The sequence below is a fragment of the Delftia sp. WY8 genome (assembly GCF_018437695.1).
GTDB lineage: Bacteria > Pseudomonadota > Gammaproteobacteria > Burkholderiales > Burkholderiaceae_C > Comamonas > Comamonas tsuruhatensis.
Genome location: NZ_CP049795.1, coordinates 5,809,426 through 5,825,194, shown reverse-complemented (window position 1 = coordinate 5,825,194; position 15,769 = coordinate 5,809,426). Strand labels below are relative to the sequence as shown.

Below are 15,769 nucleotides of genomic sequence, written 5' to 3'. Positions count from 1 at the left end.
CACCCTGCAACGCACAAAGGCCCTGGGGCGAGAAAACCTTTGGAAGCCTCTTCCCTTTATTAAGAACAATTCGCGTTTGACCTATCATCGCGCTTTGCCAACAAAGAGAGGCCTGTCTTCATGTCGAAATCCCTGAAAGCCCTGTTTGCCGCTTGCGCCCTGGTGGCTGCCGGCACAGCCATTGCCGACTCCCAGGTCGTCAACCTCTACTCCGCGCGCCACTACTCCACGGACGAGGAGCTGTACAACGGCTTCACCAAGGCCACCGGCATCAAGATCAACCGCGTGGACGGCGACGACGCCGGCATCATTGCGCGCCTGAAGGCCGAGGGCCAGGCCTCGCCGGCCGACGTGATCCTGCTGGTCGATGCCGCGCGCCTGTACCGCGGCGAGGTGGATGGCCTGTTCCAGCCCATCCACTCCAAGCTGCTGGAAGACGCCATTCCCTCCAACCTGCGCGCCCAGCCCACGGCCGATGGCATCAGCTGGTTCGGCCTGTCCACACGCGCCCGCGTCATCGTCTACAACAAGGCCAAGGTCCAGCCCGCCGACGTGCAGAACTACGAATCGCTGGCCGACCCCAAGTTCAAGGGCCAGCTGTGCATCCGCTCGGGCTCGCATCCCTACAACCTGAGCCTGTTCGGCACCGTGGTCGAACACATGGGCGAGCAAAAGGCAGAGGGCTGGATCCAGGGCATGAAGGCCAACCTGGCCCGCCCGCCCAAGGGTGGCGACACCGACCAGATCAAGGCCGTGGCCTCGGGCGAATGCACCATCGGCGTGACCAACAGCTACTACCTGGCGCGCATGATGCGTTCGGGCAAGCCTGAGGACCAGGCCGTGGTCGGCAAGATCGGCGTGGTCTTCCCCAACCAGTCCAGCTGGGGCACGCACCTGAACATCGCGGGCGGCGCCGTGGCACGCCATGCCAAGAACAAGGACAACGCCGTCAAGTTCCTGGAGTACCTGGCCAGCCCCGCCGCCCAGAACTACTTTGCCAACGGCAACAACGAGTGGCCAGCAGCCAAGGGCGTGGAACTGGACAACCCCGCACTCAAGGAAATGACCGGCGGCAAGCCCTTCAAGAGCGAGACCATCCCGATCACGGCCGTGGGCAAGAACATGACCAAGGTCCAGCAAATGCTGGACCGTGCCGGGTTCCAGTAATCCCCATCGCGCCCATCACCAGCCCGGCACTGCCGGGCTTTTTCTTGGGCGCGACATGGCTGCGGCCGGGGCTGCATGCATAATTTGAGAGTTACGTTTACGTCAACGTCAGATAACCAAGGAGACATTCCATGCAGATCAAGGACCGGGTATTCATCGTCACGGGCGGCGCCTCCGGGCTGGGCGAAGGCACGGCGCGCATGCTGGCGGCCGAGGGCGGCAAGGTGGTGATCGCCGACATGCAGGCGGACAAGGGCGAGGCCGTGGCGCGCGAGATCGGCGGCGTCTTCGTCAAATGCGACGTGAGCCAGGAGGCCGATGGCCAGGCCGTGGTGGACAAGGCCGTGAGCCTGGGCAAGCTGGCAGGCCTGGTCAACTGCGCAGGCATTGCGCCCGCCGAGAAGACCGTGGGCAAGAACGGCGCGCACAACCTGGCGCTGTTTTCCAAGACCATTACGGTCAACCTGATCGGCAGCTTCAACATGATCCGCCTGGCCGCCGCCGCCATGTCGGCCAACGAGCCCGAGAGCACGGGCGAGCGCGGCGTGCTGATCTCCACGGCCAGCGTGGCAGCCTACGACGGCCAGATCGGCCAGGCGGCCTATGCGGCGTCCAAGGGCGGCGTGGTCGGCATGACGCTGCCCATTGCGCGAGACCTGGCGCGCAACGGCATCCGCAACATGACGATTGCCCCCGGCATCTTCGGCACGCCCATGCTGTTCGGCATGCCGCAGGAAGTGCAGGACGCGCTGGCCGCCGGCGTGCCCTTCCCCAGCCGCCTGGGCACGCCCCAGGACTATGCCAAGCTGGTGCGCCACATCCTGGACAACGACATGCTCAATGGCGAGGTGATCCGGCTGGACGGGGCCATTCGTCTGGCGCCGAAGTAAGCACCCCCTGAGCGGCTGCGCCGCTTCCCCCTCTCTTTCTCGCTTCGCGAGGGAGGGGGACGACACCCTCGCGGCGGGGCGGCGCGGCCGGCATAGGCCCTTGCTCGGCGTCCCTCGCGTTGGGCCGCGCCGTTTTTGGAGATACGCGCGTTGTCAGGCCGTGGTGCGTGCAGGCTCTTTGGCCATCATCTCCAGCCCCTTGCGCAATGCAGGGAACAGGCTGTGCTGGAAGTTGTTCCAGCGCAGCTCAAGAATCGTGTCTTGGGGATCGATGTCGGTGCCCAGCACGTCGGCGATGACTTCGCCGGAGTCGATGCCGTTGTCCACGTAGTGAAAGGATGCGCCGGTCTTGAACAGGGGCGGGACCGGGCGCTGTTCCATGGTCTTCCAGTCCACGATCCTGCGGCCCTGCGCGCCATGCAGCGCGTCCAGCGTGGCGCAGGCGCCCCGGCGTTCATAGGGCGACTCCAGGCGCGTGATGCCGGGGTGGATGTTGGCGATCCTGCGGTGGAACAGGGCCCCGGGCCGCACGAGCCGGTCCAGGATGACGAGCAGGCCGTCCAGCACCACCCGCTCGGCACCCAGCTGTACCAGCCTGTCCTGCAACTGCGCCTCGAACATCTGCTTGCCCGCGGCGCGCTGCGGATCGTTCAGCGGCAGGCGCCGGTAGGAAGACGGCACGGCCATGAGCAGGTCATTGACCCTGCGCCCCTGGATGCGCAGGTCCGGCGGATAGAACCAGCGGCCGCCCGGCCGGTAGCTGAAGCCGTAGTCGCCGATCTTTTCGCGGTCGCGGGGCGAGGCCTCGTCGTCGTCGTGGATCACGGCCTCCAGGCTGTAGATATCGCCCAGCGGGCTGGTGTCCAGCAACTCGCCCAGGTATTCGAGCGGCGATTTCATGTAGCGCGTTGCGCCCTTGTAGGCGATGTGCTGGCCGGCCTGGTCGGCGGCGGCGTTTCTCAGGGACCAGATGTAGACGAGTTTTGTCTTTGCCATGTTCGTGGATTCAGCAGGAATTCAGATGTCGGCCAGCACGCCTTGACTGGCGGGACTGGCCGATGCAGCTGCCACCGGCTGCGCCCCGTCTTGCGGCAGGACCATGCGGCCGGCCTCCATGCGCACGATGCGGTCGGCCAGGTGGAAGTAGCGATCGTCATGGGAGATGACCACCAGCAGGTGGCCCCTGGCGCGCAGCTCGGGCAGCAGCTCGGTGTAGAACAGGTGGCGGAAGCTCGGGTCCTGGTCGGCCGCCCATTCGTCGAAGACCAGCACGGGCCGGCCCTCCAGATAGGCGTGGACCAGGGCCAGCCGTTTTCGCTGCCCGGTGGACAGGTCGATGGTGCTGAAGCTGCCGTTGCGCACGCTGACCTTGTGGGCGATCTCCAGCCGCTGCAGGTAGGGCAGCGCGGCCTCGGGCAGCGCGGCGGCCTGGCCTTCCTCGCCACCGGCCACCAGGTCCTCGAACAGGTAGAAGTCCGAGAACACCGTGGTGAACAGCTGGCGGTAGTCATCGCGCGTCTGTGCCGTGACGGGCTGGCCGTCATGCAGGATCTCGCCCTGCTGGGGCGCGTACAGGCCCAGCAGCAGCTTGATCAGCGTGGTCTTGCCCGAACCGTTGTCGCCCACCACAAAGACCAGTTCGCCCTTGCCCAGCTTCAGGTCGATGGGGCCGATCTCGAAGGCCTTGCCGCCTTCGGGCGCATCGAAGGCATAGCGCACGCCCCGCAGCTCCAGGCCGTGGTCCAGGCGGACCTCGCCGGGCGGGCTGTCCAGGTGCAGGTGCGGCTCGGGGCTGGCAAAGCGCGCCGACAGGTCGGCAATGCGCTGCAGCGCCACCTTGGCACGGCCCAGGTTGGGCAGCGCGCCCGCGATCTGGTCCATGGGGCCCTTGAGGAACAGCAGCACCAGCACGAAGCCGCTGAGCACCACGGGCTCGGTGGTGCGCAGCGCGGCCCAGCCCAGGATGAGGGCGATCAACAGAAAGAACAGCGCCGAACCGAAGGCCGTGGCCAGCACATAGGTGTTGATGGCGCGGCTGTTGATGCGGCGGATGGCATCCACGGTGGAGCCGATCTGCCCGTCGAAGATGCGGCCCCGGCGCGCGCGGTGCATGCGCAGCTCCTTGGCGCCTTCGCTGATGGCGCGGTAGGCCTTGTGCAGCACTTCCTCGTGATCGCGCGCCTTCCAGAACCCCGCCACGCCGCGCGACTGGGCCAGCGCCTGCAGGCTCACGCCCAGCACCAGCGCCACCACCAGCATGGCAAACAGCGGCGGCGACAGCAGGGCCAGGTAGGCCAGGCAGCCCAGCGCAATGGCCAGGGCGATCACGTTGGAGGCCAGCACGAAGGCCACGTCGCTGATCATGTCCACGTCCTGCGTGAGCACGGGCATGAGGCGGTGCGTGCAGTAGCGCTCCAGCGCGTCGATGGGCGCGGCCAGGATCTTGCTGGCCAGCTCCTTGCGCAGCCGGGCCACCAGGCGCTGCCCCACGAAATTGCCCGACATGTCGGACGTGGCCCGGCACACCAGCACGGTGGCGCACAGGGCGATGAAGGTCAGCAGCAGCCCGCCGGCCAATCCGCCTGGGCGGTTGAGCACCTGGTTGATGGTCGCCAGCAGCGCCACCGTGGCCCCACCCGCGCAAATGCCCGTGACCACGGACAGCGCCATCCACGGCAGGAAGGGCCTGAGCAGGCGCAGTACCTCGGAGGGCGGTCGGCTGGCGTTTTCCATAAGGGATTCCTCTGGCGCCCGTGGGCGCATGGTCTTGCAAAGCCGGCGCGGCCCGGCGTTTCCTGGAGCGCGGCGCACGGCGAGCGCTCCCTACTCCCTGCAAGACGTGCGTGCGCCAAAAATGTTCACCGCCCAGGCGATGAACAAATTCCGCCGCCCAGCGTCATCACGGGGAAGGGGCAGCGCGGGCGCCATGCCCTGCACCGGCCCGCCCTGCCTTGTCTGCCGCACACCCGAAGGACGCCATGGCTCTCCACCCCGACCTGCAAGCATTTCTTGAACTCGCCAACGCCCAGGCATCCAGCCGCCCGCGCATGAGCCAGATGACGGCAGCGCAGGCGCGCACCGCCTACGACAACGCCACGCTGGCGCTGGACCTGCCGGGCGACGATCTGCCCACCGAGGACCTGGAGCTGCCCACGCGCGACGGCGCGCGTATCCGTGCCCGGCTCTACCGCGCAGCCCCTGGACACACAGCCGCGCCCTGCCTGCTGTTCCTTCACGGCGGCGGCTATGTGCTGGGCGGCCTCGAATCCCATGACAGCCTGTGCCGCAGCCTGGCGCTGGGCACGCCCTGCAATGTGCTGGCCATCGACTACCGGCTGGCGCCAGAGCACCGCTTTCCCACCGCCTTCCTCGACGCACAGGACGCCCTGGCCTGGCTGCTGGAGCACGGCGGCCGCCATGGCCTGGACGCGCAGCGCCTGGCCATTGGCGGCGACAGCGTCGGGGGCACGCTGGCCACGGCCCTGTGCATCGCCGCGCGCGACGCGGGCATGCCCCAGCCCTTGCTGCAGTTGCTGCTCTACCCCTGCACGGCAGCGCAGCAGGACAGTGACTCGCATGCGCGCCTGGCCACCGGCCATCTGCTGGAAGGTGACACCCTGGCCTGGATGTTCGGCCAATACCTGCGCAGCGATGCGGACCGGCAGGACTGGCGCTTTGCCCCGCTGCAGGCATCCGACCTGGGCCGGCTGGCCCCCACGCTGATGGTGCTGGCCGAGTACGACCCGCTGATCGACGAAGGAAAGCGCTATGCCGAGCGGCTGCAGGCCGCCGGCGTGGCCGTGGACCTGCAGATCTACGCCGGCATGGTCCATGACTTTGCGCGGCTGGGCGCCCTCACCGAAGAGACCGAGGTGCTGCGCGGCCGGATCTGCAAGGCACTGGCCCATGCCTTCCAGGCGACCCGGATCCCGGCCCTGGCATGAACGGCCCTGGCATGAACATTTGCCGCGCCTGCACGTCATCCCGGTCATGAGGCTGCCTTGTGTCCCCTGCGTCCCTTGCGTCCCTTGCGTCCCTTGCGTCCCTTGTGCCCTTGCCCCCATCCGTGTCCCGCACGCGGGGCACTCCATCTGAAAGAGTCCACGTGCGTCCAGCCGAAGCCACCGCTACACCGTCACCGGACGCCTCCGGCGCCAGCTACCTTGCCCATGCAGGCGCCGAGACGATCAGCGTCTTCGGCGATGGACAGCGGCTGCGCCTGGAGCGTTCGGGGTCCGTGGATGCCGGCAGGCCCGGCAAGCACAGTCTCTGGAACCTGTCGCCCGCGGCCGCGCCAGGCCTGCTGCGGCTGCAATGGCTGGGCCCCTGCTCGGGCATGCCCGAAGCGGATGAACTGCTGGCCGCGCTGCAGGCCGGTTTCGGCCTGCGCCCGGATGCCCGGGAAATCGAGCTGTCCCTGCCCCGCCTGCCACCGGGCCTGCGCGACAGCATTGCCACAGTGCAGCCGGGCCAGGCCCCGTGCGTGGCAAGAAGCGTGCTGTGGCAGCAGCCCCTGTGGCTGCCCCGCCCGCGCCCACCCTATGCCCTGCACTACACGCTCACCGAAGGCCGGCGCCACCCCGTGCGCCTGCACAAGCCGCGCGGCGAGGTCTACCGCCGCTTCATCCCCTGGCTGGGCCGCACGCTGAGCTTTCGCACCGTGGAGCCCGAGGCCGACCTGCCCCTCATCCACCGCTGGATGAACGACCCGGTCGTCGCGCATTTCTGGGAGGAAAGCGGCGACCTTGCCCACCACCGCGCCTATCTGCAGCGCATGGCCGGCGACCCGCATGCGCTCGGCCTCATCGGCTGCTTCGACGGCGAGCCCTTCGGCTACTTCGAGGCCTACTGGGCCAAGGAAGACCGCATCGCCCCCTTCTATGACGCGGGCGACCATGACCGGGGCTGGCATGCGCTGGTGGGGGAGGCGCGGTTCCGCGGCCAGCCCTACCTGACGGCCTGGCTGCCCTCGCTGTCGCACTACCTCTTTCTGGACGACTGCCGCACGCAGCGCATCGTCGTGGAGCCGCGCGCCGACAACCGCAAGATGCGTAAAAGCCTGCCGCGCTGCGGCTATGCGCTGGTCAAGGAATTCGACTTCCCGCACAAGCGCGCCGTGCTGGGAGTGCTGCTCAGGGAACGCTTTTTCGCAGACGCCTTGTGGATACCGCAGACCGACGCAGCCGCGCCGGACGCACTGGACGCATCGACCCAATGAAAGGACCTTCCATGCAAACCCACCCGCTGATCGGCATCGGCTTCGGCCCCTCCAACATTGCCCTGGCCATCGCCCTCAAGGAGCGCGAAACCGCCGCGCGGGCCATGCACCCCGTCTTCATCGAAAAGCAGCCGCGCTTCGCCTGGCACCGGGACATGCTGCTGGAGCAGGCCCACATGCAGGTGTCCTTCCTCAAGGACCTGGCCACGCTGCGCAATCCCACCAGCCGCTTCACCTTCATCAACTACCTGCACGAGAAGGGCCGGCTGCAGGACTTCATCAACCTCAAGACCTTCTTTCCCAGCCGCCACGAGTTCAACGACTACCTGGCCTGGGCCGCCTCCAAGTTCGAGGACCGCTGCGTCTACGGGCAGGAAGTCATCGAGGTGCTGCCTGAAAAACGCGACGGCAAGGTGGAGCTGCTGCGCGTGCGCTCGCGCGATGCGGCCGGCAACGTGCATGAGCGCCTGGGCCAGAACCTGGTCATGAGCATCGGCGGCACGCCCAGCATTCCCGAACAGTTCAAGCCCCTGCGCGGCGATGCGCGCGTCTTCCACTCCAGCGCCTACCTGCGCAGCATTGCAGAGCATGCCAGGCCGCTGCGCATCGCCGTCGTGGGCGCGGGCCAGAGCGCCGCCGAAATCTTCATGGACCTGCACGGCCGCTACGCCAAGGCCGAGATCGACCTGGTCATGCGCGCCCGCTCCATCCGCCCCTCGGACGACAGCCCCTTCGTCAACGAAATCTTCAACGCCGACTTCGTGGACCATGTCTACAGCCGCCCGCACGACGAGCGCGGCGCTCTGCTGCGCGAGTTCTGGCACACCAACTACGCCTGTCCCGACCTGGAGCTGATCGAGAGCATCTTCAAGGTGTTCTATGAACAGAAGGTCGTCGGCGACACGCGCCACCGCTTCCTGCGCCGCCACGAGGTGCAGGATGCGCGCGCCGCCAGCGACGGCATCCACCTGGGCCTGCGCGATCTCAACAGCGGCATCGACCATGCATCGCGCTACGACGTGGTGGTGCTGGCCACCGGCTATGCGCGCGAGCACCACAAGACCCTGCTGGACCCGCTGGCCCCCTACCTGGGCGACTTCTCCGTGAGCCGCGACTACCAGGTGCACACCACGGCGGACTTTCGCCCCGCCATCTTCCTGCAGGGCGCCTGCGAGGGCTCCCACGGCCTCAGCGATACCCTGCTGTCCGTCACCTCGGTGCGCACCGGCGAAATCGGCGACGCCCTGCTGGCAGCGCAAGCCCAAAAACCCGATGTTGCGCGCACAGAACAGCTGGCGCTGCAGGACTGAAAGATCGCACCGGGCATGATGGCGCACGAATCTCCCATGCCATAATTTGAATGCAAACCATTTGCATTTGATTTCGAATCACCTGCGCCGCTGAATCCCATACCCGCTGCTGCACCGCCCCGGCCCTGGCCGGGGTTGCGGCATCCGGTAGGCCCATCTCTGTACGGACCCAGGGGTTCCAACCCATCGCCCTTGCGGAAAGGCAGGTATCCGGATGCGTGACCTGATCCAGGAACTCGTGGCTCACTATGGCGATCTGCGCCGCCAGCTCACGCGCGATCTCCGGGATCCGCACTATGCGGCCGACATCGCGCAATCGAGCTTCGAGCGGGTCTATGTGCACGCCCTGGGCCTGCGCAGCGGCAAGAAGGCCGAGGCGCTGCCCGATGCCGACATCGAATCCCCGCGCGCCCTGCTGTTTCGCGTGGCACGCAACCTGTGCATAGACGATGCGCGCAAGCGCAAGACCTCCCAGGACTGGACGCGCCAGCAAATGGCGGTGCAGCACAGCGCGCCCTCCAGCGAAACCCTGGCCGCCCAGCGCCAGATCCTGGACCGCATCGTCCAGGCGCTGGAAAGCCTGCCGCCGCGCCGGCGCGAAGTCTTCATCCTCTTTCGCGCGCACGGCTACACGCGGGCAGAGATCTCCGAGCAGCTGCACATCACCGAAATGGCCGTCGCCAAGCACATGGTGCGCGCCACGCTGGACTGCTCGCGCGTGCTGGCCCAGCTGCGCTCCGAGCTGATCGAGGACCATGCGCTGGGCAGCGCCATGGATTTCGACAACAGTACACTGACCGACGACGCATCCTGACCCCCCCTTTCCATGTCAAGTGCACCTAGCGAGCGCATGGTCGAGCATGCGCTGACGCTGATCGTTCAAAGCGAAATCGCTCCCGACCCGGTGGCCCACCAGGCCCGCCTGACCCTGGGCGAATGGCGCGGGAAATCAGCCCGGCACGATGCCGCCGCACGCGAGGCGCACCTGCGCTGGAACATGCTCGGCGGCCTGTCCGGCGGACTGCGCGAGCAATTCCAGGAAACCGCCCTGCTGGCGGACAGCGCCTCGCGCTCCACCAGGAGCGTCCAGCGCCGCAAGCTGCTGCTGTCGTTTGCAGGGCTGCTGGGCACCGGCGCGCTGGCCGGCCGGGGCGCCTACTGGTACTGGCAGCAGCCCCTGCACACCTCGGCCTATGCCACGCGCAACTCGCAGATGCTCAAGGTCACGCTGGCCGACGGCAAGGCGCCGCTGCAGGCCAGCCGCATCGAGCTGGCGCCCCAGAGCGCCATTGCCGTGACGCTCTACCGCCAGCGCCGCAGCGTATCCATGTCGCGCGGGGAAGCGCGATTCGAAGTGGCATCGGACCCCGACCGCCCCTTCGAGGTCATCACGCGCGAGGCGCGCATCGAGGTCGTGGGCACGGTGTTCACCGTGCGCGACCGTGGCGGCACGGTCACGGTGGGCGTGGAGCATGGCCATGTCAGGGTCCGCGTGCTGGGCAGGGATGCGCAGGATCCGACGACCGAGGCGGCGGCCACGCTGGACCTGCTGCCAGGCCAGGTGGTGGACATCCGCAATGGCCAGCCCGAGGCCGTGCGCCAGGCCGATGCCGCCACGCTGTCCGCCTGGCGCGAAGGCTGGCTGGTCTTCGAGAACACCCCGCTGGCCGAGGCCCTGGCCACCGTCAACGCCTACCGCAGCCAGCCCATCGAAGCCGCCGATGCGCGCGTGGCCGCGCTGCGCCTGACGGGGCGCTTTCGCGCCAATGACTCGGCCGGCCTGCTGGCCGTGCTGCCCTCCATCCTGCCGCTGAGGGTGCGCGCGCAGGCCGATGGCAGCGTGCAGCTGCAGGCGCTCTGAACGGCGCCTTCGGTTCCCCGACAAAGAAAAGGCCACGGCCGGATCGCTCCAGCCGTGGCCCATGGCCCATGCCCGCTTACCAGCGATAGGTGGCCGTGCCGATCACCTTGCGGGGCTCGCCGTAGAAGCAGCCGTAGGAGCAGCTGGCGATATAGGTCTTGTCGGTCAGGTTGGTGAGGTTCAGGGCGAAGCGCCAGGGTCCGGTGGTGTAGCTGACCATGGCATCCACCAGGGTGAACGCCGGCAGCGAGACGGGAACGCCATAGGCCAGGCCGCGTGTCTGGCCCAGGTACCTGGCGCCCATGCCCACCTTGAGGCCGGCAAGCCCGAAGTCGCCAAAGCTGTAGTCACCCCACAGCGATATCTGGTTGTAGGGCACGCCGATGGAGCGCTTGCCCAGCTCGTCCGGCTGCAGGGGGCTTGCCTGCGTGGTGCGCGCATCCGTGTAGGCATAGGCGGCAATGATGTTCACATTGCGGCCTATGGAGCTTCGCGCCTCCAGCTCGAAGCCACGGGAACGGACTTCCCCGGCCTGGATGTTGAACGCCCTGCTGGCGTCCTGGGGATCGGGCACGAGCAGGTTCTGGCGGGTGAGCTGGAAGACCGCCGCCGAAACCATGGCCCTGGAGCCGCTGGGCTGGTAGCGGACACCGGCCTCGTACTGCTGCCCCGTCGTGGGCTTGAACCGCGATCCAAGGCGGTCCTGGCCCTGGGTGGGCTCGAAGGACTCGCTGTAGCTGAAGAAGGGGGCAAGGCCATTGGCGGCGAGATAGACCACGCCCAGCCGGCCCGTGAAGGCCGAGCTTTTCTCATTGGCCGCGCTCACGTCCCCGGTGAAGAAGTTCGTCTCGTTGAAGCGGACCTTGTCATAGCGGCCGCCCAGCAGAACCACCCACTTGTCATCGATCTTGATCTGGTCCTGCGCATAGATGCCGAGGCGCTTGTAGTCGTTCTTCCAGGACGAGCGGTAGTAGGGGGAGACAGGGCCCACCGGCTTGCCGTAGACCGGGTTGAAGACATCGAGGTCGGCGGCCTGCTGTTCATAGCGCTCGGTCTCGTGCTTTGGCAGGGCGTAGTCGAAGCCCACCAGCATGGTGTGCTTGATGCGGCCCTGGTCCAGCTGGTACTGCAGCGAGGTATCGGTCACGAAGGCCGACGAGCGGTCCCAGCGCGGCTGGTAGTAGCGCTCCACCACCGAGCGCTGGTCGGCGGACAGGCCCCAGCCGTCCGTGCTGAAGTAGCTGCTCTTTGCGTTGTAGTAGCGCATGCTGTTCCTGAGCTTGAGCTTCTCGGAAAAGGCATGTTCGAAGAGATAGCCGATGGAGTAACGGTCCAGATCGAATTTGTCCCGTCCCGCCTCTCCGATGAAGCGGTTGCGGGGAATCTGTCCATTGATGTTGGGCAGCAGGGTGCCGTAGGCGGGCAGCCCGTAGACGTAGGTGGTGCGGTCCTTCTGGACCTCGGCCAACAGTGTCAGCGAGGTGTTCGCATCGGGCTGCCACTTGAGCGATGGGGCGATATAGGTTCTGTCATCGGGGACTCGGTCGATGAAGCTGTCGCTGTCGCGCTTGAGCGCCACCAGCCGGTAGGACCATTTGCCCTCGTCGTCCAGGGCACCCGCAAAATCACCCGAGACCTGCTTGCGCCCGAAGCTTCCGGCATCGATGTTCAATTCCCGGATTTTTTCCGCGGTGGGCCGCTTGCTCACGGTGTTGACCACGCCGCCCGGGGAGACCGAGCCAAAGATCACCGAAGAGGCACCCTTGAGCAGCTCGATGCGCTCCAGGCCGTAGGGCTCCTGCCGTCCGTCGTAGATGTTGGCCGTGAACAGGCTGCCGTCCCGGTACATGCCCGTGGTGCGGAATCCGCGCAGGTACAGGCTGTCCGAGGTCCGGTCCAGGCCCTCGGCGCGGGTGACGCCGGCCGCGTAGCCCAGCGCATCCTGCAGGCTTTGCGACTTCAGCGTCTCGATCTCCTGGGCGCCGATGACCGTGATGGACTGCGGTGTCTCCAGGATGGGCGTATCGGTCTTGGTACCCGTTGAACTGCGCCGGGCGACATAGCCCTGCACGGGGCCGGCTGCGGTTTCGCTGTCCGTGACGTTGATGGTCGGCAAGGTCGCGCCGGAGACCGCGGGACGGCGGATGGCGAAGCCTCCGTTGTTCATCCTGATGGCTTCCAGGGACGTGCCGGCCAGCAGCTCCCGCAAGGCCTGCTCCGATGTCAGGCGGCCGTTGACGGCGCGGGAACTGAGCCCGGCCACCAGGTCGCCTGCGGCAAACATCTGGGTTCCCGTCTGGCGGGACAGCTCGTTGATGGCCGAAGCCAGGGCCTGGGCCGGCACATGGATATCGAACACTTGGGCAGCCTCCTGCCCTGTGGCCTGGGCCACCGCCTCGGTGCTCCAGAACGAGACGGAACCAAAGGCCGTGGCAAGGGCCAGGCTCAGCAGATGTTGACGGGGCAAGGAACGCATGGCTGAAGAATTTCCAAAGGCATTGAATGAGACTGGTTACCAACCGGGCGCGGACCTCGGCGCTGGTTGTTGTGCATTCCAAAGACGTTCTGCGCAGAAAAATGGAGACAAGGTGTAACCCCGATTTCACGAAAAAACCGGGATGGGACGGGGGCGTCCTGCCCCGTCCCCGGCTCACGTCAGTCCAGCGCGTACTCCAACGCCAATGCATCGAGGATTTCGGCCGTCAGCCCCTCGTTCCTCATGATGGCGTAGTGGTCGGCGCGGATCACCGTGCCCTCTGCCCTGTCGACCCCCTCGGCCCCCTCCTGGCGCAGCTGCTGCGCGAGCCGCAGCCGGTGCCCGGCCGCGGTTTCATCGCTCCACCAAAGGCTTGCCGCCGCTTGCACGGGCGCCAGGGCCTGCGCCTGCAGCGCCAGGTGCTTCAGGTGCAGGGTGGTCAGAAAGGCCTGGGCCAGGTCGGCGCCGTCCATGCAGGCATGGCCGCTCGGTCCCCCCGGTCCCTGCCTTGCAGCTTCGCGGCCCAGCGCGGCAGCCAGCAGATCGGCGCGGGGCGGCACCGATGCATCGATGTCCGCAAGGTCCTCGATGCGTGCCAAGGGCAGCATCTGCGAGACGAAGAGCCGGAAGTCATCCCACCACGACGGGGACCCGGCCGCATCGCCAGCAGGCACGAACGGGTCCACCAGCCCCAGGAAACCCACCGTCTGTCCCTGGCCTTCGAGCCGGGCCGCGATCAGGGCCGCCAGGCTGCCGCCCAGGGACCAGCCGAGCAGGTGGTAGGGGCCGGCGGGCTGTACCTGCCTCACCATCGCGCAGTAGTCGTCGGCCATCTGCTCCAGCGAGCGGTCGCGGTAGCCGGGATCGCCCAGGCTGCGGCAGGGTATGGCGTGGACGGTGCGCCGGTCCTGCAATGCCCGCGCCAGCGGCTGGTAGTCAAACACCGTGCCGAACCCGGCATGCACGCAAAACAGCGGTGGCGCAGCCTCACACACGGCGTTGAGCGCCACGACTCCCCCAGCTCCACCGGCGCCGGCTGAGCGAAGCTCCAGCAGGCCGGCAATGGTCGGCCGCTGCAGCAGGTCGCGCAGCTTGAAGTCCAGTTGCGGATCGCCCAGCTTGCGCACCTTGGCGTGCATCCTGAGGCTGAGAAGGGAGTCGCCTCCCAACTCGAAGAAGTTGTCGGTCTCGCCCACGCGTTCCACGCCAAGCACCTCCTGCCAGATGCGGGCCAGCGCCATGGCCGACGCTGTGGACGGTGGCACGTGAACCCGCCCGGCATCTGCCTGCGGCAGCGGCAGCGCACCACGGTCGAGCTTGCCGCTGACCAGTCTTGGCAAGGCGGGCAGGACCAGCGTATGGGCCGGCAGCATGTAGTCGGGCAGGTGCTCGCCTGTCTGCTGGCGGATGCGCTGGACCAGGGTCTGCGCGGCGGTGCCCTCCTCGCCCACCACATAGGCCACCAGCTGCTTGCCTGTACCGGCATCCTGGACCAGCACGGCGGCATCGACCACGCCGGGCACGGCCCGGACGGCCTTCTCGACCTCGCCCAACTCGATGCGGAAGCCCCGGATCTTGACCTGGTGGTCGGCCCGGCCTATGTACTCGATGTTGCCGTCCGGCATCTCGCGCACCAGGTCCCCCGTGCGGTACAGGCGGCCGCCACCGCCGTCGAAGGGGTCGGCGACGAAGCGCTCGGCCGTCAGGCCGTGGCGCGACAGATAGCCGCGCGCCAGTCCATAGCCGCCGATGTACAGCTCGCCCACGACGCCGTGCGGCACCCGGTGCAGGTCGGCATCCAGGATGTGCACCGTGCGCTCGCCCACGGGCCGGCCGATGGGGGCGTAGGCGCAGTCGAAGGTCTCGCTGGCCTCGGCCTTCCAGATCAGCGGCGTCACCACCGTCTCGGTGGGGCCGTAGCCGTTGATGAGCAGGCGCGGGCGCAGGCTCTGGCGCACCTTGTCGTAGGCGGCCTTGGGCATGGCCTCGCCACCGAAGACGTACAGCTCCACCGGCGGCGGCTCCTGCGACTGCTCTGCGGCCCAGTCCGCGATCTGCGCCAGATAGGCCGGCGGGAACGCGGCATTGGAGATGCCGTGGTGACGCAGGGCCTCGCAGGCCTGCTCCGCCGTCCACATCTGCGGCTCGCGCAGCACCAGGCCGGCGCCGATGCTCAGGGCCGTCAGCCAGCGCTCATGCGCGCCGTCGAAGGAGAAGGACATGAAATGCAGCTCGCGCGAGTTCGCCCGCATGCCGTAGATCCCGGCCGTGGCCGCGCAGTGCATGGCCAGCGGCCCGTGCTCGACCACCACGCCCTTGGGCTGCCCGGTCGAGCCCGAGGTGTAGATCACATAGGCCAGGTCGCGCTCGTGCACGGCATGGGCCGGCGCCGCGTTGCAGGCCTGGGTGAAGTCCACCTCCTCGGCCACCACCAGATGGGCCACGGCCGGCGTGCCCAGCTTGTGCAGCGCCGACCTGTGGGCGATCAGGTGGGAGGCACCGCTGTCTGCCAGCATGAACCTCTGGCGTTCGGCCGGCGACGCCGGGTCCAGGGGCAGGTAGGCCGCGCCCGCCTTGAGCACGGACAGCAGGCAGATCACCATTTCCAGCGAACGCTCCATGGCGATGCCGACGATGGCGCCGCGCCCCACGCCGGACTGCACCAGGCGGTTGGCGAAATGGTTGCTGCGCGCCTGCAGCTCGCCATGGCTGATGGTCTGCTCGCCCATGAGCAGCGCCACCGCACCCGGGTCCCGGCGCGCCTGCAGCGCCATGCAGGCATGCACGGGCAGGAACGGCGGGCGGCAGGCATCCGTTCCTGTGCCCGTGCCCGTGCCCGTGCCCCCC

The 15,769-nt window shown here is 67.7% G+C and carries 11 protein-coding genes (1 of these 11 cut by a window edge); 7 read left to right on the top strand and 4 right to left on the bottom strand.

From position 1 onward, the window contains the following. Nucleotides 1–120 precede the first annotated feature (120 nt). The gene (locus tag G4D77_RS26580) at nt 121–1,167 is read left to right on the top strand and encodes an extracellular solute-binding protein (protein WP_016450487.1); all 1,047 of its coding nucleotides are present in this window, start codon (nt 121–123) and stop codon (nt 1,165–1,167) included. A gap of 131 nt (nt 1,168–1,298) precedes the next feature. Beyond that, nucleotides 1,299–2,057 (top strand): 3-hydroxyacyl-CoA dehydrogenase, encoded by a 759-nt coding sequence (locus tag G4D77_RS26575; RefSeq protein ID WP_034363673.1) that lies wholly within the window; start codon nt 1,299–1,301, stop codon nt 2,055–2,057. Nucleotides 2,058–2,210: 153 nt separating this feature from the next. Here the strand turns inward: G4D77_RS26575 and G4D77_RS26570 are convergent, their stop codons facing one another. Together G4D77_RS26570 and G4D77_RS26565 are read right to left on the bottom strand one after the other, a co-directional pair. Beyond that, a complete protein-coding gene (locus tag G4D77_RS26570) occupies nt 2,211–3,053 on the bottom strand; it encodes a formyl transferase (protein ID WP_154833924.1) in 843 nt (280 codons plus the stop codon). Between the two features lie 21 nt (nt 3,054–3,074). Next, complete coding sequence (locus tag G4D77_RS26565; protein WP_154833923.1) at nt 3,075–4,790, bottom strand: cyclic peptide export ABC transporter; 1,716 nt, start codon at nt 4,788–4,790, stop codon at nt 3,075–3,077. 245 nt (nt 4,791–5,035) lie between these two features. On the opposite strand from G4D77_RS26565, the gene G4D77_RS26560 reads away from it, so the two are divergent. From G4D77_RS26560 to G4D77_RS26540, 5 genes are all read left to right on the top strand, one after another. After that, on the top strand, nt 5,036–6,001 hold the full coding sequence (locus G4D77_RS26560; protein ID WP_154833922.1) for an alpha/beta hydrolase: 966 nt from the start codon (nt 5,036–5,038) through the stop codon (nt 5,999–6,001). 161 nt (nt 6,002–6,162) lie between these two features. After that, nucleotides 6,163–7,275: a GNAT family N-acetyltransferase gene (locus G4D77_RS26555; protein WP_016450482.1), complete on the top strand. Its 1,113-nt coding sequence runs from the start codon at nt 6,163–6,165 to the stop codon at nt 7,273–7,275. A gap of 11 nt (nt 7,276–7,286) precedes the next feature. Beyond that, complete coding sequence (locus G4D77_RS26550; protein WP_154833921.1) at nt 7,287–8,585, top strand: lysine N(6)-hydroxylase/L-ornithine N(5)-oxygenase family protein; 1,299 nt, start codon at nt 7,287–7,289, stop codon at nt 8,583–8,585. Nucleotides 8,586–8,799: 214 nt separating this feature from the next. Continuing rightward, nucleotides 8,800–9,399: an RNA polymerase sigma factor gene (locus G4D77_RS26545; protein ID WP_154833920.1), complete on the top strand. Its 600-nt coding sequence runs from the start codon at nt 8,800–8,802 to the stop codon at nt 9,397–9,399. A 12-nt stretch (nt 9,400–9,411) separates the two neighbouring features. Then, complete coding sequence (locus G4D77_RS26540; RefSeq protein ID WP_154833919.1) at nt 9,412–10,446, top strand: FecR family protein; 1,035 nt, start codon at nt 9,412–9,414, stop codon at nt 10,444–10,446. A gap of 76 nt (nt 10,447–10,522) precedes the next feature. Here the strand turns inward: G4D77_RS26540 and G4D77_RS26535 are convergent, their stop codons facing one another. Next, nucleotides 10,523–12,922 (bottom strand): TonB-dependent siderophore receptor, encoded by a 2,400-nt coding sequence (locus G4D77_RS26535; protein ID WP_154833918.1) that lies wholly within the window; start codon nt 12,920–12,922, stop codon nt 10,523–10,525. A 179-nt stretch (nt 12,923–13,101) separates the two neighbouring features. Next, nucleotides 13,102–15,769: the final stretch of a non-ribosomal peptide synthase/polyketide synthase gene (locus G4D77_RS26530; protein ID WP_154833917.1), read on the bottom strand. The gene runs 15,839 nt beyond the window's last position; the window shows 2,668 of its 18,507 coding nt (coding positions 15,840–18,507); its start codon lies off the right edge, out of view; it ends in the stop codon at nt 13,102–13,104.